This is a genomic window from Streptomyces sp. NPDC091649, assembly GCF_044756785.1.
Classification (GTDB): domain Bacteria; phylum Actinomycetota; class Actinomycetes; order Streptomycetales; family Streptomycetaceae; genus Streptomyces.
The window spans coordinates 119152-142665 of record NZ_JBIVTR010000002.1 but is presented as its reverse complement, the minus strand read 5'-3'; the positions used below and the strand labels follow the sequence as shown (position 1 = coordinate 142665).

The window sequence follows — 23514 nt, the reverse complement described above, 5'->3', positions numbered from 1 at the left end:
TTCTTCACGAAAACTACGGTTGGTGACAAGGCCCGGCGAAGACCGGGCCGGATTCCTCGGCAGGGCGTCGGCATCGCGCCGGTGGGGTTACGCGCGACCTCGGTAAGACGTCCCGCACCTCGGAGCTCTGCCTGGTACGAGCTCTTGCGGTGTTCAAGGAGGACGTTCATGACGAGCATCAACGAGCAGCCGATTCCTGCTGCCCGCCCGGTCATCGGGGAAGACGAGATCGAGGCCGCCGTACGCGTGCTGCGCAGCGGTCGCGTCGTGCAGGGCCCGGAAGTCGCGGCGTTCGAGGAAGGCTTCTCGCGTCTGGTCGACGACCGGCACTGCGTCGCCGTCAACTCGGGCACCTCGGCCCTGCACCTGCTGCTGCTGGCCCTGGGCATCGGCCCCGGCGACGAGGTGATCGTCCCTTCCTTCTCCTTCGCCGCCTCCGCGAACGCGGTCCGCCTCGTCGGCGCCGACGTGGTGTTCGCCGACATCGAGCCCGGCAGCTTCGGCCTCGACCCGGCGGCGGTCGAAGCCGCGATCACGCCGCGCACCGCCGCGATCATGCCGGTGCACCTCTACGGCCACCCCGCCGCGATGGACAAGCTCATGCCCATCGCCGACCGGCACAAGCTCGCCGTCGTCGAGGACGCCTGCCAGGCCCACGCCGCGGCCCTGAACGGCACCCCGGTCGGCGCGTTCGGCGCGGGCGGCACCTTCAGCTTCTACCCGACCAAGAACATGCACTCCCTCGAAGGCGGCATGGTCACCACGGCCGACGCCGAACTGGCCCGCACCCTGCGCCTCCTGCGCAACCAGGGCATGGAGCAGCGGTACGCCAACGAGATCGTCGGCGCCAACATGCGGATGACCGACGTGTCCGCCGCCGTCGGCCGCGTACAGCTCGGCAAGGTCGAGGGCTGGACCGAGCAGCGCCGGGCCAACGCCGCGTACCTCGACGCCCACATCGACGCCCCGGCCGTCACCACGCCGCCGGTGGCCGAGGGCGCCCGGCACGTCTACCACCAGTACACCGTGCGGATCAGCGGTGACCGGGACGCCGCGATGGCCAAGCTCACCGAGGCGGGCGTCGGCAACGCGGTCTACTACCCGACGCCGATCCACCGGCTCAAGCCCTACTGGGAGCCGGACCAGAAGGCCGGCCGCACCTGGGACCTGCCCGAGACCGAGAAGGCCGCGGCCGAGGTCGTCTCGCTGCCCGTCCACCCCTCGCTCACCGAGGCCGACCTGGCCCGGATCGCCGCCGCCGTGAACTCCCTGGGAGGGAACCTGTGAGCACCGTGCTCAAGGCCGGACTGATCGGCCTCGGCTCCATGGGCCGCCACCACGCCCGCGTCCTCGCCGGCCTGGAGGGCGTCGAGCTGGTCGGCGTCGTCGACCCGATGGGCGACAAGAACGGCTGGGCCCAGGGCGTCCCCGTCCTGTCCACCGTCGAGGAGCTCATCGCCCTCGGCGTCGACTACGCCGTCGTCGCCTGCCCCACCGGCCTGCACGAGGAGGTCGGCCTCCAGCTCGCCGACGCCGGCGTCTGCGCCCTGATCGAGAAGCCGCTCGCGGACACCGTCGAGGGCGCCCGCCGCCTCGTCGACGCCTTCGAGTCGCGCGGCCTGGTGGCCGGCGTCGGCCACATCGAACGCTGCAACCCGGCGCTGCTCTCGCTCCGCGCCCGTCTGGAGGCCGGCGAGCTGGGCGACGTCTACCAGGTCGTCACCCGCCGCCAGGGCCCCTTCCCGCACCGGATCGCCGACGTCGGCGTGGTCAAGGACCTGGCCACCCACGACATCGACCTGACGGCCTGGGTCACCGGCCAGGCGTACACCTCGATCGCCGCCCACACCGTCTCCAAGTCCGGCCGCCCGCACGAGGACATGGTCTCCGCCGTGGGCCAGCTGGCCGACGGCACGATGGTCAATCACCTGGTCAACTGGCTGAGCCCGCTCAAGGAGCGGTTCACCTCGGTCACCGGCGAGCGCGGCTGCTTCATCGCCGACACCCTCACCGCCGACCTCACCTTCCACTCCAACGCCGCGGTCGCCACCGAGTGGGAGGCGCTGCGCGCCTTCCGCGGGGTCTCCGAGGGCGACATGATCCGCTACGCCATCCCCAAGCGCGAGCCGCTGCTCGTCGAGCACGAGCTGTTCCGCGACGCGGTGCGGGGCAAGCCCGCCGACATCTGCACGCTGCGCCAGGGGCTTCGTACGGTGGAGGTGGCCGCGGCCGTGCTGGCCTCGGCGACCAGCGGCACCACGGTGCTGTTCCCGGCGGACGGGGAACAGAAGCAGGAGCCCAGCAGGTGACCACACCCGATGTCACGGTGGTCGTAGCCGTCTACAACACGATGCCGTACCTCACCGAGTGCCTCGACTCGCTGGTGGGACAGAGCATCGGTCACGAACGGCTCCAGATCGTGGCGGTCGACGACGGTTCGACCGACGACAGCGGCAAGGAGCTCGACCGCTTCGCGCAGCGGTACCCGGACGTCTTCACCGTCGTCCACCAGCCCAACTCGGGCGGCCCCGCCGCTCCGAGCAACCGCGCCCTCGACCTGGCGACCGGCCGCTTCGTGTACTTCATCGGCTCGGACGACCACCTCGGCGAAGAGGCGCTGGAGCGGATGGTTGCCTGCGCCGACGCCAACGAGTCCGACGTGGTCGTCGGCAAGATGGTCGGCACCAACGGGCGTTACGTCCACCAGAAGCTGTACACGGGAAACCGCGACGTCACCCTCGACGACTCCGAGTTGCCCTTCACCCTGGCCAACACCAAGCTGTTCCGCCGCGAGCTGGTCGAGAAGCACGGGCTCCGCTTCCCCGAGGACATGCCGGTCGGCAGCGACCAGCCGTTCACCATCGAGGCGTGCGTCCGGGCCCGGAAGATCTCCGTGATCTCCGACTACACCTGCTACTACGCCGTCAGGCGCGGCGACGCGAGCAACATCACCTACCGGGCGAACCACCTGGCCCGGCTCCGCTGCGTCCAGCGGATCATGGAGCACACGGCCGCCCTGATCCCCGCCGGCCCGCGGCGCGACGCCGTGTTCAAGCGGCACTTCGACTGGGAGCTGACCAAGCTCCTGCAGAAGGACTTCCCCACGCTCGACGCCGACACCCGCCGCCAGGTGTGCGAAGGCGTCGGCGCTCTGGTGAACAGCTACTTCACCGACGGCCTGCGCGACGGCACCGGGGTCAAGCGCCGGGTGCGCTTCGGCCTCGCCCGGAGCGGCGCCGTCGACGAGCTCACCCGCGCCATCGCGGAGGAGACGGAGCACGGAGCGCCGCCCTTCCTGCTGGAGGGCGACCGGGCCTTCGCCGCCTACCCCGGATTCCGTGACGCGGCCGTCGGCCTCGACGACCGGTACTACGAGGTGCTCGGCGAGTCCGTGGCGGGCCGGCTCGCCACCGGTACGCGACTGGAGTCGGCCGACTGGGAACAGCACGGCACGGAGCTCTCCGTCGTCGTGAGGCTGCGCGCCGGCATCACCGGCGACGCCTCCTCGGCCGTCGTCGCCCTCGCCCAGGGAGCCATGCCGCAGAGCGCCGACAAGCCCGGCGCGCGCAGGCTCCCGGAAGACGCCGCGCGCCCGAAGCGCAGCGGCACGCTCACCGCCGACGCGGCGAGTGACGGCGGCACCCTGCTGACCGCCTGTATCCCGCTCCCGCCGGGGCGGGCCAAGAAGGGCGTCCGCCTCTACGTGGACGTGGCGGGCTCCTCGTACGAGATCCCGGTCCGCACCGAGGGCCGGCCGATGCCGCTGGCGCGCCGCTGGGGGAGCACCGACCCCCACCGCGTGGCGGCGACCACCAACACGAAGGGCCGGCTCGTGATCACGACGGCCCCCCTGCGGGAACCGAAGCCCGGCGTGCGCGCCCGGCTGCGCCGCACGCTGACCAGGTCGAAGAGGAAGTAACCCGATGAACATCTGTGTAGTCGCGCTCGGCAAGATCGGGCTTCCGCTCGCCGTGCAGTTCGCCGTCAAGGGCCACAAGGTCATCGGCGCGGACGTCAACGAGAAGGTCGTCGAACTCGTCAACGCGGCCACCGAGCCGTTCCCCGGTGAGCACGACCTCGATGCCAAGCTCAAGGAGACCGTCGGCGCCGGTCTGCTCTCCGCCACGACGGACACCACGGCCGCGGTCGCCGCGTCCGACGCCGTCGTGGTCGTCGTCCCGCTCTTCGTGGACGCCGAGGGCACCCCCGACTTCGGCTGGATGGACGCCGCCACCAAGGCCATCGCGGCGGGCCTCAAGCCCGGCACGCTGGTCAGCTACGAGACCACGCTGCCGGTCGGCACCACCCGCACCCGCTGGGCGCCGATGCTGGCCGAGGGCTCGGGCCTGACCCCCGGCGAGGACTTCCACCTGGTCTTCTCCCCGGAGCGGGTGCTCACCGGCCGGGTCTTCGCCGACCTGCGCCGCTACCCCAAGCTCGTCGGCGGCATCGACGAGGCGTCCGCCGAGCGCGGCGTCGCCTTCTACGAGGCCGTCCTCGACTTCGACGAGCGCGAGGACCTGCCCCGCCCCAACGGCGTCTGGGACCTCGGCACCGCGGAGGCGTCCGAGCTGGCGAAGCTCGCCGAGACGACCTACCGCGACGTCAACATCGGCCTGGCCAACCAGTTCGCCCGGTTCGCCGACCAGCACGACATCGACGTCAAGAAGGTCATCGCGGCCTGCAACAGCCAGCCCTACAGCCACATCCACCAGCCCGGCATCGCCGTCGGCGGCCACTGCATCCCGATCTACCCGCGGATGTACCTGTGGAACGACCCGGAGGCGACCGTGGTGCGCTCGGCCCGCGAGGCCAACGCCGCGATGCCCGCGTACGCCGTCGACCTGCTGGCCGCCGCCTACGGCGACCTGGACGGCGCCGGGGTCCTGGTGCTGGGCGCGGCCTACCGCGGCGGCGTCAAGGAGACCGCGTTCTCCGGCGTCTTCGGCGTCGTCGAGGCCCTCAAGGCGCGCGGTGCGATGCCGTTCGTCTCGGACCCGATGTACACCCCCGAGGAGCTGACCGCCCTCGGCCTCGTCCCGCACGAGCACCAGGCCGTCACCGCCGCGATCCTCCAGGCCGACCACGCCGAGTACCGCGAGCTGGCCGCCGCCGACCTCCCGGACGTCCGCGTCCTGGTCGACGGCCGCCGCACCACGGACCCGGCCAACTGGGCGGGCGTACGCCGGGTCGTCATCGGTGGCTGAACGCCCGTCTTCAGAGAAAAAGGAAGCCATGCCAGAAGGACGCCCCGGACGAGTCGTGATGCTCGTCGACAACACCATCGATGGTGACTCACGTGTGCAGAAGAGCGCACGAGCCATGGCGGAAGCGGGGTGGGAGGTCCACCTCATCGGTCGGGCGCCCTCTTCCCGGCCTGACAGCTATCTGATCGGCGACGCCCAGATCCACCGGCTCAAACTGAGGCGGCTGCCCCCGCGCAAGACGCTCAGGCGGCGGATGTCCAAACTCCGCTACCCCCTGTCCTACCCCAGCCAGGACCGGGCGTTGCTCAAGACCCAGAGCATCAAGGTCATCTGGGCCGAACTAGAGACGAACAAGGCCGCGGTCGACGCGCGCACCGGTATCTCCAAGGAGCCGAACACCAAGCAGCTGCCGCTGCTCGCCCAGCGCGCGGCCGGGAAGATCCGGCGCACCACGATCAAGGTCCGGACGCGGCAGACGAAAGCCCGCACCGAGAGCTGGGGCGACCAGGACGGAGCCTGGGAGGAGGTCGAGCGGCGTTTCTGGAGCACGGCCATGGGAGACCGGGCCTGGCGCCGGCTCGACCCGCTGCCGCTGCGCTACGAGCTCAGCTACCGCGACAAGATAGAGGAACTCCAGCCCGACCTGATCCACGCCCATGACTTCCGGATGATCGGCGTCGCGGCCCGCGCGGCGGTCCGCGCCCGCCGGTCCGGCCGGAAGGTCAAGGTCCTCTACGACGCGCACGAGTTCGTGCCCGGCCTGGCGCAGGCCAAGCGCTCGCGGAAGTGGCTGGCCTCGCAGGTCGCCTACGAGCGTGAGCACATCGGGTTCGTGGACGCGGTCGTGACGGTCTCCCCCGCCCTGGCGGAGATGCTGGAGAAGGCGCACGGTCTCGCCGAGCGGCCGGTGGTGACCCTCAACGCACCGCCGAAGCTGGTGCCGGAGGAGGCGGGCGACGGCGAGGTATGGACCACGGCCGACGGCGCGCGCGACGTCCGTGAGGCGTGCGGCCTGGAACCGGACGTCCCTCTGGCCGTCTACTGCGGAGGGGCGGCGCCTCAGCGGTGCCTGCACACCATCGTGGAATCACTGCAGTACGCGCCCGACGTGCACGCGGCGTTCATGATCAACAATCTCGACGGCGACTACGTGAACTCCCTGCGGGCGCTCGCTGCCGAGATCGGGGTCGCGGACCGCGTCCACCTCATGCCGTACGTTCCGTACGACGTGCTGGTGCGGTTCCTGTCCACCGCGGACGTCGGCATTCACCCGCTGCGCAAGGGCCCGGTCAACCACGAGGTCGCGCTGAGCACGAAGTTCTTCGAGTTCATGCAGGCGCGGCTGCCCGTGGTGGTCAGCGACGTCAAGGCCATGTCCGACGAGGTCACCCGCGTCGGCAACGGCGAGATCTTCCGCTCCGAGGACAGCAAGGACCTGGCGCGCGCCGTCGGCATGGTCCTCAACGACCGGGACCGCTACACCGCCGCGTACGACCGGCCCGGCATGCTCGACGAGTGGAGCTGGGAAGCTCAGGCGGAGAAGTACGTCGTCCTGTACGAGCGGCTGCTGAAGGATCTCGACTGATCACCGCGGCCGTCGGCAGCACCGACCGGCCGTAACGGTGAAGGGCTCATCCACGGCAGCGGATGAGCCCTTCAGCGTTTCACCGCTCAGGCGCGGCGGGCGGCCTGTTCCATGAGCTTGACGACGCGCTGGGCGGCCGTGCCGTCGCCGTACGGGGTGCCGCGTTCGGCCTGCGGCGCGGGGCGGGCGGCCAGGGCGGCCCACTCGGCGGGGGCCATCGCGTGGGGGTCGGGGACGAGGTGATTCCAGCCGTCCTCCAGAGTCTCGACCCACTCGGTCTCCGGCCGGATGGTCGTGCAGACGCGGTCCAGCAGGAACGCCTCCTTCTGGAGCCCGCCGGAGTCCGTCACCACACCGGACGAGGCCAGGACGGCGGCGACGAGTCCGGCGTACGGCAGCGGGCGGCCGACGTGGACGGAGCCCTGCGCCAAGTCGATGCCGTGCTGCGCGGCCCGGGCCGTGAGCCGGGGGTGTGCCAGCAGCGCCACCGGCACCGGCAATGAGGCCAGCGCCCCGATGATGGCGGACAGCCGTTCGGGGTCGTCCGTGTTGTCCGGACGGTGCAGGGTCGCGAGCAGGAACGGCTCGGCGGGGTCGATGCCTTCGGGCAGCGCCGGAGCCGGGTGCTCGCCCGCGAGTACGGCGTCCCGGATCCGCAGGCAGATGTCGACCATCACGTCGCCGGCCAGCGCTGACCTCTCGGCGAGGCCCTCGGCGGCGAGGTGGCGCATGGCCTCCTCGGTCGGCGCCAGCAGCAGGTCGGCGCAGTGGTCCGTCAGCACCCGGTTGTGTTCCTCGGGCATCCGGCGGTTGAACGATCGGAGGCCGGCTTCGAGGTGAGCGACGGGAAGGTGCTGCTTGACCGCCGAAAGAGCCCCGGCGATCGTGGAGTTGGTGTCCCCGTACACCAGGACCCAGTCGGGCTGTTCCGCTTCCAGTACCGGGTCCAGGGCGGAAAGCACCGAACCCGTCTGCACCCCGTGGCTTCCGGAGCCGACGCCGAGATGCACATCGGGGTCGGGGATGCCGAGTCCGGAGAAGAAGACATCGGAAAGGTCTGCGTCGTAGTGCTGTCCGGTGTGGACGATGACGTGCTGGTGATCTGTCTGAGCGAACGCTGCCGCGACAGGAGCCAGCTTCACCAACTGGGGGCGGGCGCCTACGATGCTGATGACTTTCATTGCACGCTCTTCTTCTCAGTCGTTTGACGTGGAGGTACGGGGGCTTCCCGCCAGGTTCACGAACGTGACGGGAAGCCCCCGGCACCCGCATAGACGGATTGCTCCGCGCGAGGGTTGTGGGCGGACCCGCCAGGACCCCGGCCGCGGAGCAGACGTTCGAGTGGATGTTCCGGCCAATGGTAAGCAATCGCGGCCAGGGCCGGACTCGGCACCGGTGTCGTGACCCAGACGCCGACGGTTTCGAGACCTCCCACCGATGCGCCGAACACGCCCATCAGAGCGTCGACCCGGCTTCGTGGAGGTGGGGACGCGCCGGGGTCCGGCACACGACACGCCCCCCGGGCCGGACGAAGGGCTTTCTGCCGCACCTGTCCCAACATGTCACATGGCCTTCACTGCCCCGGCGACGGGAACTGGCCCCTGCGAAACGGGAACTGGCCCTGCGAACGGAAGGGGACAGGCGTGTGGCTCAGCCCTGTGCCTCTTCGAGTGCGCCGTCCCTCTCCTCGTACAGCGCTCCGCTCTGCGGGCACTCCCACACCCCCGGCTCGCCCTCGCGTGCCACCAGCCGGACCCCGCTGCGGCCGACCCATCCGATCCGCCGGGCGGGTACGCCGACGACGAGGCCGAAGTCCGGGACGTCCTTGGTGACCACGGCGCCGGCCGCGACCATCGCCCACCGGCCGATACGGACCGGCGCGACGCAGACCGAGCGCGCACCGAGCGACGCGCCCTCGGCGACCTTGACGCCGACGGCCTCCCAGTCGCCGCCGCGCTTCTGCTTGCCGTCCGGGTCCACGGAGCGGGGGTTGTGATCGTTGGTGAGGACGACGGCGGGGCCGACGAAGACGCCGTCGCCCAGCTCGGCGGGCTCGTACACGAGGGCGTAGTTCTGCAGCTTCACGTTGTCGCCGATGCGGACCCCGGTGCCGACGTACGCGCCGCGGCCGACGACGCAGCCCTCGCCGAGCCTGGCCCCCTCGCGGATCTGCGCCAGCTCCCAGACGCTGGAGCCGGCCCCGATCTCGGCGGTCTCGTCGACCTGGGCGGTGGGCTGGACCCTGTAGTTCACGGCATGCCTTTCGGAGAGCTGATGCGCCCGGAAAGCATAAGGCGGGCCGCCCGCCGCCGCTCCGGCCGGAGGTACGTCTCCGGCCGGCACCGGGTTTGACCCCCACACCCCCGCCCCGTAACCTTGACCCTCGGTGTGTTTCTTCAATGCGCCTACCCCTGAGCACATCCCTCCCGGTAACGGTCGGTGTTCGCGCCGTCCGCCAGGAGAGGCCGCTCATCCTTCCGGATCGACTCGGGCCCCGGCCCGTGCGAGCGGCTGGCATCAGGGGATCCGATCCGAGCGAGAGAGAGATCCGCGTGTACGCCATCGTGCGCAGCGGTGGTCGCCAGCACAAGGTAGCTGTCGGCGACATCGTTGAGGTTGACAAGATTTCCACTGCCAAGGTTGGCGACACGGTCGAGCTCTCGACCCTGCTCGTTGTCGACGGTGACGCGGTCACCAGCGACCCGTGGGTGCTGGACGGGATCAAGGTCACGGCCGAGATCGTGGACCACCACAAGGGCGCGAAGATCGACATCCTTCGCTACAAGAACAAGACCGGCTACCGCCGTCGCCAGGGTCACCGCCAGCAGTACACGGCGATCAAGGTCACCGGTATCCCCGCGGCTGCGAAGTAAGGGACTGAGAACACATGGCACACAAGAAGGGCGCATCTTCCACTCGGAACGGGCGCGATTCCAATGCTCAGCGGCTCGGCGTGAAGCGCTTCGGCGGTCAGGCCGTCAACGCCGGTGAGATCCTGGTCCGCCAGCGCGGCACCCACTTCCACCCCGGCGCGGGCGTCGGCCGTGGCGGCGACGACACGCTGTTCGCGCTGACCGCCGGTGCGGTGGAGTTCGGTACGCACCGTGGCCGCAAGGTCGTGAACATCGTTCCGCTCGCCGTCTGATCCTTCTCAGCGCGCGCAGAACGTCACACAGCACCTTCCGAGGGCGGATCTCAGCTTTCCCGGCGAACGGGGAAGCGGGTCCGCCCTCGGCGTGTTACGACAGAGACAATCCCGTATTTTCCTGCTGTACCTGGAGGCACCAACCATGACCACCTTCGTGGACCGCGTCGAGCTGCATGCCGCCGCGGGTAACGGAGGCCACGGCTGCGCCTCCGTCCACCGTGAGAAGTTCAAGCCGCTGGGAGGCCCCGACGGGGGCAACGGCGGACGGGGCGGCGATGTGATCCTCGTCGTCGAGCAGTCCGTGACCACGCTGCTGGACTACCACCACAGCCCCCACCGCAAGGCCACCAACGGCCAGCCCGGCGCCGGCGACAACCGCTCCGGCAAGGACGGCCAGGACCTGGTCCTGCCCGTCCCCGACGGCACCGTGGTCCTCGACAAGGCCGGGAACGTGCTCGCCGACCTCATCGGCCAGGGCACCACCTTCGTGGCCGGACAGGGCGGTCGCGGCGGTCTCGGCAACGCGGCGCTGGCCTCGGCCCGCCGCAAGGCTCCGGGCTTCGCGCTGCTCGGCGAGCCGGGGGAGAGCCGGGACGTCGTCCTGGAGCTCAAGACCGTCGCCGACGTGGCCCTCGTGGGGTACCCGAGCGCGGGCAAGTCCTCGCTGATCTCGGTGCTCTCCGCGGCCAAGCCGAAGATCGCGGACTACCCGTTCACCACCCTCGTGCCGAACCTCGGCGTCGTCACCGCCGGCTCGACCGTCTACACCATCGCGGACGTCCCCGGGCTCATCCCCGGCGCCAGCCAGGGCAAGGGCCTCGGCCTGGAGTTCCTGCGGCACGTCGAGCGCTGCTCCGTGCTCGTGCACGTCCTGGACACCGCGACCCCGGAGCCCGACCGCGACCCCGTCTCCGACCTCGACATGATCGAGGAGGAGCTGCGGCTGTACGGCGGCCTGGAGAACCGGCCCCGCATCGTCGCCCTCAACAAGGTCGACATCCCGGACGGCCAGGACCTCGCCGACATGATCCGTCCCGACCTGGAGGCCCGCGGCTACCGCGTCTTCGAGGTCTCCGCCATCGCGCACAAGGGCCTCAACGAGCTGTCCTACGCGCTCGCCGGGATCATCGCCGAGGCGCGTGCCGCCAAGCCGAAGGAGGAGGCGACCCGCATCGTCATCCGACCCAGGGCCGTCGACGACGCGGGCTTCACCGTCACCCTGGACGACGAGGGCATCTACCGGGTGCGCGGCGAGAAGCCCGAGCGCTGGGTGCGCCAGACCGACTTCAACAACGACGAGGCCGTCGGCTACCTCGCCGACCGGCTCAACCGCCTCGGCGTCGAGGACGCCCTGATGAAGGCGGGCGCCCGGGCCGGCGACGGCGTCGCGATCGGCCCCGAGGAGAACGCGGTCGTCTTCGACTGGGAGCCGACCGTGACGGCCGGCGCCGAGATGCTCGGCCGCCGCGGCGAGGACCACCGCCTGGAGGAGCCGCGCCCCGCCGCGCAGCGCCGCCGGGACCGTGACTCCGAGCGCGACGACGCGGAGAAGGAGTACGACGAGTTCGACCCCTTCTGACCGGGAGGGGTACGCCCGCACGACCGACGGCCCGGCTCTCCGGAGCGGGGCCGTCGGCGCGTCCGGGCCGGGCTCCGACACCGGTTTCCGCCGGTCACGCCGGGTGCACGTGCCGCGGATGTGCGGATTGAGCAACACATCTGTGGGGTCGGTCACCCCGGGCGACCGTCCGGAAGGGCCCAATCTCCCTGGCCAGAGGGTGAACTGCGGGTATCCGCAGGACGAGCGGCGGACAATGTCCACCTTGCGAGACGGTCACGGAGAGTGCGACCATCACACTGTTCCCCCGTCATAGCAAGGTAGGTCGTCTGTGTCTGTGCCGCATGAAGCCAAGCCCCGGACCACAGCGGTCGTGCTCGCCGGCGGGACCGGTCAGCGCGTGGGCCTGTCGATCCCCAAGCAGTTGCTGAAGATCGCCGGCAAGGCCGTCATCGAGCACACGCTGACCGTCTTCGAGAGCGCCGAGGGCATCGACGACGTCATCGTGCTGATGGCGCCCGGTTTCGTGCCCGAGGTCGAGAAGATCGTCGCGAAGGCCGGCCTGACCAAGGTCACCCGGATCATCGAGGGCGGCAGCACCCGCAACGAGACCACCGAGCGTGCCATCGCGGCCCTCGGCGAGGGCCTCGCCGAGGGTGAGGACCGCAACGTCCTCTTCCATGACGCGGTGCGCCCCCTGCTGTCACAGCGTGTGATCAAGGACTGTGTGGACGCCCTCGACCGCTACCAGGCCGTCGACGTCGCTATCCCGTCCGCCGACACGATCATCGTGACCCGCACGCACGGCGGCGACGGCGAGTTCATCACCGACGTCCCCGACCGCTCCCGCCTGCGCCGGGGCCAGACGCCGCAGGCGTTCAAGCTCTCCACCATCCGCAGGGCGTACGAGGTCGCGGCGGGCGATCCCAACTTCCAGGCGACCGACGACTGTTCGGTGGTCCTCAAGTACCTCCCCGACGTGCCGATCTACGTGGTCGCGGGCGACGAGTACAACATGAAGGTGACCCAGCCGGTCGACGTCTTCATCACGGACAAGCTCTTCCAGCTGGCCTCCACCGCGGCCCCGCGCCAGGCCGACGAGGCCGCCTACCGGGAGCTCCTCACCGGCAAGACCCTCGTCGTCTTCGGCGGCTCGTACGGCATCGGCGCCGACATCGCGTCGCTGGCCGAGAACTACGGCGCGAACGTCTACGCGCTGGGCCGCTCCACCACCGGGACGCACGTGGAGAACCCGGAGCACGTGGACGACGCGCTCTCCAAGGCGTACGGCGAGACCGGGCGGATCGACTACGTCATCAACACCGCGGGCGTGCTGCGCATCGGCAAGCTGGCCGAGACCGACAACACGACGATCCAGGAAGCCCTGAACGTCAACTACCTGGCGCCCGTCCAGATCGCCCGCGCCTCGTACAAGTACCTCGCCGAGACCCAGGGGCAGTTGCTGCTCTACACCTCCAGCAGCTACACCCGGGGCCGCGCCGAGTACAGCCTCTACTCCTCCACCAAGGCCGCCATGGTCAACCTCACCCAGGCGCTCGCCGACGAGTGGGCGGGCGAGGGCATCCGGGTCAACTGCGTGAACCCCGAGCGCACCGCCACCCCGATGCGGACCAAGGCGTTCGGCCAGGAACCCGAGGGCTCGCTGCTCTCCTCGGAGGCCGTGGCGCGCACCTCGCTGGACGTCCTGCTCTCCGCGCTGACCGGTCACGTCATCGACGTACGGCAGCAGGACCCGACGGCGGGGGCCGCCGGATCCTCCGGCTTCGAGCAGGCGCTGGCCTCCGTGCTGGACCGTCAAGCAGATGTGTAATAATTCTTGACAAATGTGCTTTTCCGGGCCTCTGTTGTCGCTTTGTGCGATGACAGAGGCCCGAATGCGTGAATCCGCACCTTCACATTTCCGCCAATACGTGAATCAACCAGCACCCTCTGGAGCAGGTTCCTCGTGATCTCGACAGCCATTCGCCTGGCCCGTGTGGGCAGCAGGTCGGAACTGGCGGCAGCGTTGTTGATGGGGCTGGGATATCCCTGCGTCATGCTCGCCGCGCTCATTCCTCACATCTGGTTCTTCGCGGCGGCCGCCGCTGTCACGTATGTCGCCGACTGGTACCTGCACCAGCGGGGGAGTTACCTGGTCAATCGCCTGGGCAAGGTGCGGGCCGGGCTGTCGATCCGATTCCTGCTGCGGCAGCTGATGCTCATCCTGCTGCTGGCCCGCCTGGATCTCGCCGAACAGCCGCTGTTCTACTCGGCGGTGGCCTGCTTCCTGCTCTTCTACGGGCTCCAGGCGCCGCACGGCGCCCTGACGACCCTCATCCGGCTGCGCCGCACCATGCCGGTCGTCACCCGGAACGTGGACCTGCACGCGGTCCGCATCCCCGACGCCCCGCCCGGTGCGCTGCTGCGGCGCTCCGCCGAGAAGATGCTGCACCTCGACATCCCGGCCGTGGCGGGCATCCTGATCGCCGCCGAAACCGGCGATGACGTCATCGGCTATGCGGGCATCGGGCTGACGCTGCTGCTGGCCGTGCTCTACCTCCTCGCGCTCGTCCCGTACGTGCGCCGAGGCCGGCTGGCGCCTCCGGTGCCGGCCGTGCTCAAGGCCGTCGACAACTGGCTGCGCGACTACCAGCCGACCGTGGTGCTCTACTTCTCCGGCTCCAACGAGTCCGCCTACCAGGGCAACATGTGGCTGGAGACCATGGCCCGGGTCGAGGGCCGCCCGCTGATCATCATGCGCGAGCGCGGCCTCGTTCCCCAGCTGTCCGAGACCTCCGTCCCCGTCATCTGCGTTCCGGCAGGCACCCACCTGATGAACCTGGACCTCTCGACCGTCCGGGTCTGCCTGTATCCGGCCAACGTCGGCAAGAACATCCACATCCTGCGGGTCCCGACGATGAAGCACGTCTTCATCGGCCACGGCGACAGCGACAAGCTCGCCAGCGTCAACCCGTACTCCAAGGTCTACGACGAGGTCTGGACCGCGGGCCGGGCCGGCCGCGACCGCTACGCGCTGGCCGACGTGGGCGTCCTCGACCAGGACATCGTCGAGGTCGGCCGTCCGCAGCTGGAGCCCATCAAGACCTGGACGGGCGCCGCCAAGAACCCCATCCCGACCGTGCTGTACGCCCCCACCTGGGAGGGCTGGGACGACAACGCGGGCAACACATCCCTGCTGCTGGCGGGCGAGAACATCGTGCGCCGGCTGCTGAAGGCCGCCGACCCGGTCCGGATCGTCTACAAGCCGCACCCCTTCACCGGCATCCGCAGCGCCAAGGCCAAGGCCGTCAACGCCCGCATCCGGGCGATGCTGGAGAAGGCCGCCGCCGAGCGCGCCGCCGAACCCCGCTGGGTGAAGGAGGCGTCCTCGGCCGCCGCCGGGCAGAGCGCCGCCAAGGCGGAGCTGGCCCGGATCGAAGCGCGGCTCGACCAGCTCGCGGCCACCGGCCGCGCGGGCGGCGACGACGCGGAGGAGTCCCGGATCTCGCTGGCCGACCCCGCCCGTGAGGCGGAGACCGTGCGGCTGCGTGCCGAGTGGAACGACGCCTACTGGCGTTCCTTCGGCTGGTGGGAGCACCGTACGGTGACCGGCGCGCAGCCCAAGCTGTACGACTGCTTCAACGAGTCCGACGCCATGGTCTCGGACATCTCCAGTGTGGTCTCCGACTTCATCGCGAGCGGCAAGCCGTACGCCGTCACCGATTCGGCCGGGCTCGGGGCCGAGGAGTTCAAGCGCCAGAACACCGCGGTGCGCGCCGCGGTCATCCTCTCCAACACGGCCGAGGAGATCGACGCGCTGCTGGCCGCGGTGGCCGACCCGGGGGCCGACACGCTGGCGGACGCCCGCCGTGAGCTGAAGACCTACCTCCTGGGTCCGGACGAGCCGACCTCCATGGAGCAGTTCAACGCCGCCGTACGGGCGCTGACGGCCAAGGCCGAGGCCCGTAACCGGGGCGTGGCCCAGCGGCTCGGCGACCTGGCGGTGGCGGTGCCGGACCAGGAGGCCGTCACCAGCGGGGTCGGAGCCGGCGATCCCCTGGCGGTGGCCGAGGCCGACGCCACGGCGGACCCGGACGCTCCGGCCGCCCCGGAGGCCGAGGCGGAGGCGGCTGCGGAGGCGGAGACCACTCTCACCGACGGGCCCTCGTCCGTGCGCTGAGGGCCGCACAGGCGAGTGCTGGACACCTGATCGAACTGGCTGAAAAGCAGGCAACCCCGGACGCGACCCGTACGTCTCTCCTGAGGGAGGGATGTACGGGTCGTTCGTCATAGTGATGCACAAAACGTGCAGAGTCGGGCAATCTGCCTTCTTTCGTGATCAAATCGACAGGTGCACATGGCCGACATGCCCAGGAAGAACGACGAGCCCGATGTCAGTGTGATCATCGGAGCTTATGACGCGATGCCCTACCTGGTCCGGTGCCTGGAGTCCGTCGAGGCGCAGACCATCGGCGCCCACCGCATGGAGATCGTCGCCGTCGACGACGGCTCCACCGACGGCACCGGCGCCTGCCTGGAGGAATTCGCCGCCCGGACCGCCATTCCCATGAGAGTCGTCCGGCAGGAGAATTCCGGCGGGCCCAGCGGCCCGCGCAATCGCGGCCTCGGCCTCGCCCGCGGCCGGTACGTCTTCTTTCTCGACGCGGACGACTATTTCGGCGAGGAAGCCCTCGAACGCATGGTCTCCATGGGCGACCGGGCCGGCACGGACGTGGTGCTCGGGAAGATCGTCGGCGTCAACCGCGGCGCCGCGAAATCGATGTGGAAAGAGACCGTCGAGCGCGCCGACCTGTATGCGTCCAACGTCAAATTCACCTTGAGCGCGCAGAAACTGTTCCGGCGCGAGCTCCTCGTACGCCTCGGCATGACGTTCGACGAGAAGCTGAAGACCGGCGAGGACGCCCTGTTCACCATGGAGGCGTACCTCCGCGGCAACGGCATCTCCGTCGTCGCCGACTACACCTGCTACTACCTGGTGGGCCGCGAGGACCGCAACCAGATGACCAAGAAGGGCAGCTACCGCCGCCGCTTCGACTCGGCCCGCGCCCTGATGGGACTCATCGCCGAGCACGTGCCCCCGGGCCCCCGGCGCGACGCCCTGATGGTGCGCCCCTTCGTCATCACGCTGCTGCCCCAGTTCGGCCCCGGACTGGTGAAGCAGAAGGCCGAGGTCCGCGAGCGGAAGATGGCGCTCGCCGCCCCCCTGATGAAGGCGTACTGGACGCCGGAACTCGGCCGCAACCTCAAGGTGAACGAACGACTGCGGCTGATGTGCCTCGCCGAGGGCCGGCTCGACCTGCTCCTGGACATCGCGGCCTTCCTGCGCGCCGGGAGGGAGCCCGAGATCGTCCGCCGCGGGAACCCGCCCCGCCCCCACCTCGCCTACCCCCACTTCGGCGAGAGCTCCGTGCTCCCCGACCGGGCCTACGAGGTGACCGTCACGGAATGGGTCGCCGGACGGCGGATCGAGGCGCCGCACGACCGGCCCCGCCCCTCCCTCGCCCGGCGCGTGGTCCGCAAGGCCCGCCGCACCGTGCTCAACGTCCTGCGCGCCCCCCGCGCACACCGCGTCTGACCGGGCCACCGGACGGCTCCCGGGCGCCCCCACCGCCCCGGTGACGATCGGGGCGGGTTCTTCTGTGAGAGGTGTCACGTCATACTGTTGGGCAACCATGAGACGGTTGGAGTCGTCTCATTAACGCCCCGTCCCCCTGGGGTTCATCATCTGCACGTCCCCCCGGAAAGGCCCTCCCCCCGTGGCGTCCCTCGAAGCGATCCCCGACGAGCTCAGCCGGCTCATGAAGTACTTCCCGGAGACCCCGGTCGAGGAGCGCCCCGAATTCCATCGAGCGGCCAAGGACTTCCTGGCCCGTGCCGCCCCGAAGGTCGTGCGGCAGTTCTCCCCGATGGCCCGCGTCAAGTGGCACCTGGCGGCCAGCGGCCGGGGCGACGAACTGGTCGACCTGCTCCACTACGAGCGCGAGAACCCCGGAGCCTTCTCCGTCCGCGGCCTGCGGCGGGCCCGCATCGAGCTGCCCGGCGTCGAGAGCTCCTCGCTGCCCTCCTCGGTGCGCAACTTCAACCGCAGCGAACTCCCCGTACGCGGCAAGCTCCTCGACCTCGGCTGGGAGGACGGCAAGCTCCTCATCAAGGGCTACGCCTACATCCCCAACGTCCCCTCGGCCACCGGCAAGCGCTCGCTGCGCGTCGCCGTGCTCCGACGCCAGGGCAGCCGCTCCACCCTCCCGCTGCGGATGCGCACCGTCCTGGAACCCCGCGCCACCGCCGAAGCCAAGGGCGCCCTGCACAACTACGACTGGTCCGGCTTCGAGATCGGCGTCGACCCGTCCCGGCTGCGCGTACGCGGCCAGTGGCAGCCCGGCACCTGGCGCCTGGGCATCGGCATCCCGCGCCCCGGCGGCATGTCCGTGGGCAGCATCACCAAGAACAACGCGGGCGCGGCCGGACACAGCTGCACCCGGGTCCTGGACGACGGCGTCCGCCTCGTCGCCGGCTTCGACCGCAACCGGCTCAAGCTCTCCGTGGACGTCGTCCCCGCCGAGATCATCGCCCAGGAAGCCGACGCCGAGGCACTCACGGTCACCCTGCGCTCCCGGGTCACCGCCCCCGCGGGCAAGTACCCCACCGCCCTGCGCATCGACCACGAGCCGACCGGCTTCGCCACCGACCTCCCGCTCCAGCAGGGCGAGGCGGGCGCCGACGGCTGGCTCCGGCACACCGCCCGCCTCGACTTCGCGGAACTGCCCGTCGACGGCGTCGGCCCCGGCAAGCCCCGCAAGTACCGCGCCCTGATCGTCTTCGCGGACGGCACGACCCGCCGTGCCACGTGCGGCTCGAAGCCCGTCACCGGAGTCCACCCGCTGCCGGAGGGACGCGAGTTCGCGATCCTCACCGACGGCGCGGGGAACTTCACCCCGCAGGTGCGCACGGTCCAGCCCCTCGTCGACGGCGTCGAGTGGACCGCCGACGGCGAGCTGGTCCTCTCCGGCGTCTACACCGGCCCCGCCGACCAGATGAAGATGGTCCTGCGCCACACCGGCCGCAACGAGGACCGCCCGCTGCCCGTCGAGTTCGCCGACGGCCGCTTCACCGCCCGCCTGCGCCCGGACACCATGCCCACCTACGAGGGCACCGTGCCGCTGCGCGCCGGGCGCTGGATGCCGCGCCTGCGCCTGCGCACCGAGTGGGACCACACCCGCGACCTCCCCGTCACGATCCGCCCCGACCTCGTGGACACGCTGCCGCTGACCCACCGGGGAGAGCACCGCGCCTACACCGTCGAACGGCTCGACTTCGACCGGATCTTCGTGGAGTCCGGCCCGGTCCTCGACCCGGAGCTGCGCGGCGCCTACCGCCAGCGCCTGATGCGCGACGTCTACACCCCCGAGCAGCGCAAGCTGCCGCTGCGCGAGGCCGTGCTCTACAACAGCTTCGGCGGCAAGCAGTTCTCCGACTCGCCCCGCGCCGTGTACGAGGAGCTCAAGCGCCGCGGCACCGACGTCGAGCACATCGCGATGGTCCACGACCAGCAGGTCGTCCTGCCGCCCGGCGTCCGAGGCGTCGAGTGGGGCAGCAAGGAGTGGTACGAGGCACTGGCCCGCAGCCGGTACGTCGTCACCAACGGCGGCATCCGCGAGTGGTTCGTCCGCCGCGAGGGCCAGGTCGTCGTCCAGACCTGGCACGGCACCCCGCTCAAGCGCATCGGAGCCGACCTGCTCGGCACCCCCAAGGCGAACCTGGCCTACATCGCGAGCCTCCCGCAGCGCTCGCGCCAGTACAGCCTGTTCATCACGCCGAACTCCTTCACCACCCCGATCATGACCAACTCCTTCCGCCTCCAGTGCGAGGTCCTGGAAGCGGGCTACCCGCGCAACGACGTCTTCCACGCCCCCGACCGCGTCAAGCGCGCCGCGGCCGTACGGGAGAAGCTCGGCATCCCCGCGGGCAAGAAGGTCGTCCTGTACGCGCCCACCTGGCGCGACGACCAGCGCTACGGCGGACGCCGCTTCAAGCTCGACAACAAGATCGACGTCGAGGCCGCCCGCCGAGAGCTGGGCGAGGACCACGTGCTGCTCTACCGCAAGCACCACAAGGTCCTCGACTCCATCCCCGGCGCCGGACAGGGCTTCGTCTACGACGTCACCTATTACCCGGACATCGCCGACCTCTACCTGATCGCCGACGTGCTGATCACCGACTACTCCTCGGTGCTGTTCGACTTCGCGCACTCCGGGCGGCCGATGCTCTTCTTCACGTACGACCTGGAGCACTACCGCGACACCCTGCGCGGCTTCTACTTCGACTTCACCTCCCGCGCCCCCGGCCCGCTGATCAAGACCTCCGAGGACCTGGTCTCCGCGATCCGGAACATCGACGAGGTGAGCGAGGAGTACAAGGAGAAGTACGCCCAGTTCCGGGTCGACTTCTGCGAGCCCTCCGACGGCCGCGCCGCCGCCCGGGTCGTCGACCGGATGCTCGCCGTCAAGGACGAGCAGCGGAGCTGAGCCCACCGGCCGCCCCCGCCGCCCGTTCCGTACCCCGCTCACCGGCCGCCCTCCGGCGTCCACCGAGCGGAACGCGCGGGCGGCGGGGGCGGCCGCTCGCGTACTCTGCGGTGCGGGGCCGGCCGCGCCCCGACCGCGCACGCGCGGCACGTCCCCCACGGATGACTGGGGCGAACCAGAGCGAGGAAGCACGTGGCAGAGCACAGGGCGTCGGAGCACCGGCCGTCGGAGCACCGGCCCGGAGTGACCGACGCCCGCAGAGTCGTCGTCAAGGTCGGCTCCTCCTCGCTCACCACGGCCTCCGGCGGCCTCGACGCCGACCGGGTCGACGCCCTCGTCGACGTCCTGGCCAAGGTCAGGGACGGCGGCGAACGCGAGGTCGTCCTCGTCTCCAGCGGAGCCATCGCCGCCGGACTCGCCCCGCTCGGCCTCGTCCGCAGGCCCAAGGACCTGGCCCGCCAGCAGGCCGCCGCCAGCGTCGGCCAGGGCCTCCTCGTGGCCCGCTACACCGCCTCGTTCGCGCGCTACGGCGTCCGCGTCGGCCAGGTGCTCCTCACCGCCGACGACACCAGCCGCCGAGGCCACTACCGCAACGCCTACAGCACCCTGGACAAGCTCCTGGAGATGGGCGCCGTCCCCGTCGTCAACGAGAACGACACCGTCGCCACCGACGAGATCCGCTTCGGAGACAACGACCGGCTCGCCGCCCTCGTCGCCCACCTCGTCCACGCCGACCTGCTCGTCCTGCTCTCCGACGTGGACGGCCTCTACGACGGCCCCCCCGGCACCCCCGGCACCCCCGGCGCCACTCGGATCGCCGAGGTCACCGGCCCCGAGGCGCTGACGGGCGTCACCATCGGCAGCGCCGGGAAGGCCGGCGTCGGCACCGGCGGCATGGTCACCAAGGTCGAGGCCGCCCGCATCGCCACCGCCGCCGGCGTCCCCGTCGTCCTCACCTCCGCCAGCCGGGCCGCCGACGCCCTCGCGGGCCGCGACACCGGCACCTACTTCCACCGCACCGGACGCCGCTCCGCCGACCGGCTGCTGTGGCTCGCCCACGCCTCCACCCCACAGGGCGCGCTCACCCTCGACGACGGCGCCGTACGGGCCGTGGTGGAGCGGCGCACCTCGCTGCTGCCCGCCGGGATCTCCGCAGTCGAGGGCGAGTTCAGCGCCGGAGACCCCGTCGAACTGCGCGATCCGCACGGCGCCCCGATCGCCCGCGGACTCGTCAACTTCGACGCGAAGGAAATCCCCCAACTGCTCGGCCGCTCCACCCGGGATCTCGCCCGTGAACTGGGGCCCGCCTACGAGCGCGAGGTCGTACACAGGGACGATCTCGTCATTCTCGTGCCGCGCCTCACCCCCTGAAACGGCTGAAAGTCCCGCCTTCCTGTGGGGAGCTTCCCCAAAACCACCCCACGCCCGGCTGTTGACTGGTCCACTTTGTAGTGGGGAAACAGGGGTACCGCACAGCAACACATCACAGGAGGCCGCCGGTGAGACGAGCGCGCCCGGGGGCGCCGCCCCGAGGCACGGCCAACCGCGCCCTGACGAGTGTCGGAGCGGGGGCGGATTACGACCGGAATCCACTCCCGGCGGACACCGCCGCACGGGAGCCGGTCACGACGGCGAAGGAGGAGTCCCCGCAGTCCAAGCTCTGGCACATCACCCTCAGCGTCTCGGGCGCCGAGACTCCGCTGGGGGAGGTCAGACGGGGCCTGGAACAGCTCGCGCACGACCATCCCTTCCTGCTGACCAGCCGCTACGCGGGCGACCACGCGGAGATCCGCTACTGGGAAGAGGCCCGCGACCTGCACGACGCGGCAGCGGTCGCGCTGAGGCTGTGGGGCGAGCACCGCTCCAGCGCCCGGCTGCCGCCCTGGGAGATCGTCGGCCTGGAAGTCATCGACCGCGAGACCTACCACCTGCGGATCGCCGAGGGCTACGGGCCGCCGCCCGCGGCCCCCGTGGGCGTGCACCCCTACTGACCCGCCCGCCGGGTCCGCGGCGGTGCGACCGTCCGGACCTCCGGCCGTCTCGCATCACGGGATACGTGACGGATGCCCGCAGAGTGCGCATTACTCTGCGGGCATGACCACGCTCTCGCCCTACGACAACCTCTCCCCGGTCGCGCAGACCGCCTACCGGGCCCGTGCCGCCGCCGCCGACATCGCGCCACTTCCGCGCGCGGCCAAGGACGACGCGCTGCTGGCCATCGCCGACGCCCTCGAAGTGCGCACGAACGAGATCGTCGAGGCCAACGCGAAGGACGTCGAACGCGCCCGCGAGGCCGGGACGAGCGAAGGCGTCATCGACCGCCTCACCCTCACCCCGGAACGCGTCCGCGCCATCGCCGCCGACGTACGGGACGTCGCGGCCCTGCCCGACCCGGTCGGCGAGGTGGTGCGCGGATCGACCCTGCCCAACGGCATCGACCTCCGCCAGGTGCGCGTCCCGCTCGGCGTGGTCGGCATCATCTACGAGGCCCGGCCCAACGTCACCGTCGACGCCGCCGCGCTCTGCCTGAAGTCCGGCAACGCGGTCCTGCTGCGCGGCTCCTCCTCCGCCTACGCCTCCAACGCCGCCCTCGTCCGGGTTCTGCGCGACGCGGTCGGCGGCTCCGGCCTGCCGGCCGACGCGGTGCAGCTGGTCCCGGGCGAGAGCCGCGACTCCGTGAGGGAGCTGATGCGGGCCCGCGGTCTGGTCGACGTCCTCATCCCGCGCGGCGGCGCCTCGCTGATCCGCACGGTCGTCGAGGAGTCCACCGTCCCCGTCATCGAGACCGGCACCGGCAACTGCCACGTCTACATCGACGCGCAGACGGACCTGGCCATGGCCGTCGACATTCTGATCAACTCCAAGGCCCAGCGACCCAGCGTCTGCAACGCGGCCGAGACGCTGCTCGTCCACCAGGACGTGGCGGACGCCTTCCTGCCGCTCGCCCTGGACGCGCTCGCCGAGGCCGGAGTCACCGTCCACGGCGACGAGCGCGTCCTCGCACACGCCGAGGAGGCCAAGGCCACCGTCGTCGCGGCGACGGAAGAGGACTGGGAGACCGAATACCTCAGTCACGACATCGCGGCCGCGGTCGTCGACTCCCTGGACGCGGCGGTCGCCCACATCCGGCTCTGGTCCTCCGGCCACACCGAGGCGATCGTCACCACCTCGCAGGCCGCCGCCCGCCGCTTCACCCAGTTGGTGGATTCGACCACGGTCACCGTGAACGCCTCGACCCGCTTCACGGACGGCGGGCAGTTCGGCTTCGGCGCCGAGATCGGCATCTCCACGCAGAAACTGCACGCCCGCGGCCCGATGGGCCTGCCCGAGCTGACCTCGACGAAGTACATCGTCACGGGGGACGGACACATCCGCTAGCCGGCGCCCCGCTCTCCTCCGCTCTCCTCCCCCCGCCTCTCCCCGCCCCTCCCCGCCCCTCCCCACCCGCCCCCCCAACCCCCACCCCACCT

Annotated in this window: 17 protein-coding genes; 15 read left to right on the top strand and 2 right to left on the bottom strand. The window is 70.8% G+C overall.

Translation table 11 applies throughout. From position 1 onward, the window contains the following. Positions 1 to 168: 168 nt before the first annotated feature. The 5 genes from ACIQMU_RS05905 to ACIQMU_RS05885 are packed head-to-tail and all read left to right on the top strand — an operon-like array spanning position 169 to position 6792. Positions 169 to 1287: a DegT/DnrJ/EryC1/StrS family aminotransferase gene (locus ACIQMU_RS05905; RefSeq protein WP_352241488.1), complete on the top strand. Its 1119-nt coding sequence runs from the start codon at positions 169 to 171 to the stop codon at positions 1285 to 1287. Then, positions 1284 to 2309 carry a Gfo/Idh/MocA family oxidoreductase gene (locus ACIQMU_RS05900; RefSeq protein WP_352241487.1) on the top strand — a complete coding sequence of 342 codons (1026 nt, stop codon included), beginning with the start codon at positions 1284 to 1286 and terminating at the stop codon, positions 2307 to 2309. Before ACIQMU_RS05905 ends, ACIQMU_RS05900 begins: the two co-directional genes overlap by 4 nt. Continuing rightward, positions 2306 to 3919 (top strand): glycosyltransferase family A protein, encoded by a 1614-nt coding sequence (locus tag ACIQMU_RS05895; RefSeq protein WP_352241486.1) that lies wholly within the window; start codon positions 2306 to 2308, stop codon positions 3917 to 3919. Before ACIQMU_RS05900 ends, ACIQMU_RS05895 begins: the two co-directional genes overlap by 4 nt. 4 nt (positions 3920 to 3923) lie before the next feature. Further along, the gene (locus ACIQMU_RS05890) at positions 3924 to 5207 is read left to right on the top strand and encodes a nucleotide sugar dehydrogenase (RefSeq protein ID WP_352241485.1); all 1284 of its coding nucleotides are present in this window, start codon (positions 3924 to 3926) and stop codon (positions 5205 to 5207) included. A gap of 28 nt (positions 5208 to 5235) precedes the next feature. Further along, positions 5236 to 6792, top strand: a complete 1557-nt coding sequence (locus ACIQMU_RS05885) for a glycosyltransferase family 4 protein (protein WP_352241484.1) — start codon at positions 5236 to 5238, stop codon at positions 6790 to 6792. Positions 6793 to 6878: 86 nt separating this feature from the next. On the opposite strand, the gene wecB is transcribed toward ACIQMU_RS05885, so the two are convergent. Further along, on the bottom strand, positions 6879 to 7973 hold the full coding sequence (gene wecB, locus ACIQMU_RS05880) for a non-hydrolyzing UDP-N-acetylglucosamine 2-epimerase (protein ID WP_352241483.1): 1095 nt from the start codon (positions 7971 to 7973) through the stop codon (positions 6879 to 6881). 469 nt (positions 7974 to 8442) lie between these two features. After that, entirely contained in the window at positions 8443 to 9045 is a 603-nt protein-coding gene (locus ACIQMU_RS05875; protein ID WP_352241482.1) for an acyltransferase, read from the bottom strand. 299 nt (positions 9046 to 9344) lie between these two features. Here ACIQMU_RS05875 and rplU point away from each other — a divergent pair, with 299 nt between their 5' ends. From rplU to ACIQMU_RS05825, 10 genes are all read left to right on the top strand, one after another. Then, the gene (gene rplU, locus ACIQMU_RS05870) at positions 9345 to 9665 is read left to right on the top strand and encodes a 50S ribosomal protein L21 (RefSeq protein WP_003969204.1); all 321 of its coding nucleotides are present in this window, start codon (positions 9345 to 9347) and stop codon (positions 9663 to 9665) included. A gap of 14 nt (positions 9666 to 9679) precedes the next feature. Continuing rightward, a complete protein-coding gene (gene rpmA, locus ACIQMU_RS05865) occupies positions 9680 to 9937 on the top strand; it encodes a 50S ribosomal protein L27 (RefSeq protein WP_006124388.1) in 258 nt (85 codons plus the stop codon). Between the two features lie 145 nt (positions 9938 to 10082). Beyond that, complete coding sequence (gene obgE, locus ACIQMU_RS05860; RefSeq protein WP_352241481.1) at positions 10083 to 11519, top strand: GTPase ObgE; 1437 nt, start codon at positions 10083 to 10085, stop codon at positions 11517 to 11519. A 310-nt stretch (positions 11520 to 11829) separates the two neighbouring features. Then, on the top strand, positions 11830 to 13329 hold the full coding sequence (locus tag ACIQMU_RS05855; RefSeq protein WP_402688279.1) for an SDR family NAD(P)-dependent oxidoreductase: 1500 nt from the start codon (positions 11830 to 11832) through the stop codon (positions 13327 to 13329). Positions 13330 to 13554: 225 nt separating this feature from the next. Beyond that, entirely contained in the window at positions 13555 to 15678 is a 2124-nt protein-coding gene (locus tag ACIQMU_RS05850) for a hypothetical protein (RefSeq protein ID WP_402688417.1), read from the top strand. Positions 15679 to 15855: 177 nt separating this feature from the next. Further along, a complete protein-coding gene (locus ACIQMU_RS05845) occupies positions 15856 to 17094 on the top strand; it encodes a glycosyltransferase family A protein (protein WP_352241479.1) in 1239 nt (412 codons plus the stop codon). A 181-nt stretch (positions 17095 to 17275) separates the two neighbouring features. Continuing rightward, the gene (locus ACIQMU_RS05840) at positions 17276 to 20044 is read left to right on the top strand and encodes a CDP-glycerol glycerophosphotransferase family protein (protein WP_402688278.1); all 2769 of its coding nucleotides are present in this window, start codon (positions 17276 to 17278) and stop codon (positions 20042 to 20044) included. A 243-nt stretch (positions 20045 to 20287) separates the two neighbouring features. After that, positions 20288 to 21415: a glutamate 5-kinase gene (proB, locus tag ACIQMU_RS05835; RefSeq protein WP_352241535.1), complete on the top strand. Its 1128-nt coding sequence runs from the start codon at positions 20288 to 20290 to the stop codon at positions 21413 to 21415. A 128-nt stretch (positions 21416 to 21543) separates the two neighbouring features. After that, positions 21544 to 22035, top strand: coding sequence for a hypothetical protein (locus tag ACIQMU_RS05830; protein WP_352241477.1), 492 nt, complete (start codon positions 21544 to 21546; stop codon positions 22033 to 22035). A 103-nt stretch (positions 22036 to 22138) separates the two neighbouring features. Continuing rightward, positions 22139 to 23422 carry a glutamate-5-semialdehyde dehydrogenase gene (locus tag ACIQMU_RS05825; RefSeq protein ID WP_352241476.1) on the top strand — a complete coding sequence of 428 codons (1284 nt, stop codon included), beginning with the start codon at positions 22139 to 22141 and terminating at the stop codon, positions 23420 to 23422. Positions 23423 to 23514 lie beyond the last annotated feature (92 nt).

What these genes read in the sequence shown, in the direction of transcription:
- ACIQMU_RS05905 (WP_352241488.1), top strand. Translation starts at nt 169, where the DNA reads ATGACGAGCATCAACGAGCAGCCGATTCCTGCTGCCCGCCCGGTCATC.
- ACIQMU_RS05890 (WP_352241485.1), top strand. Translation starts at nt 3,924, where the DNA reads ATGAACATCTGTGTAGTCGCGCTCGGCAAGATCGGGCTTCCGCTCGCC.
- ACIQMU_RS05885 (WP_352241484.1), top strand. Translation starts at nt 5,236, where the DNA reads ATGCCAGAAGGACGCCCCGGACGAGTCGTGATGCTCGTCGACAACACC.
- wecB (WP_352241483.1), bottom strand. Translation starts at nt 7,973, where the DNA reads ATGAAAGTCATCAGCATCGTAGGCGCCCGCCCCCAGTTGGTGAAGCTG.
- rpmA (WP_006124388.1), top strand. Translation starts at nt 9,680, where the DNA reads ATGGCACACAAGAAGGGCGCATCTTCCACTCGGAACGGGCGCGATTCC.
- obgE (WP_352241481.1), top strand. Translation starts at nt 10,083, where the DNA reads ATGACCACCTTCGTGGACCGCGTCGAGCTGCATGCCGCCGCGGGTAAC.
- ACIQMU_RS05850 (WP_402688417.1), top strand. Translation starts at nt 13,555, where the DNA reads ATGCTCGCCGCGCTCATTCCTCACATCTGGTTCTTCGCGGCGGCCGCC.
- ACIQMU_RS05845 (WP_352241479.1), top strand. Translation starts at nt 15,856, where the DNA reads ATGGCCGACATGCCCAGGAAGAACGACGAGCCCGATGTCAGTGTGATC.
- ACIQMU_RS05825 (WP_352241476.1), top strand. Translation starts at nt 22,139, where the DNA reads ATGACCACGCTCTCGCCCTACGACAACCTCTCCCCGGTCGCGCAGACC.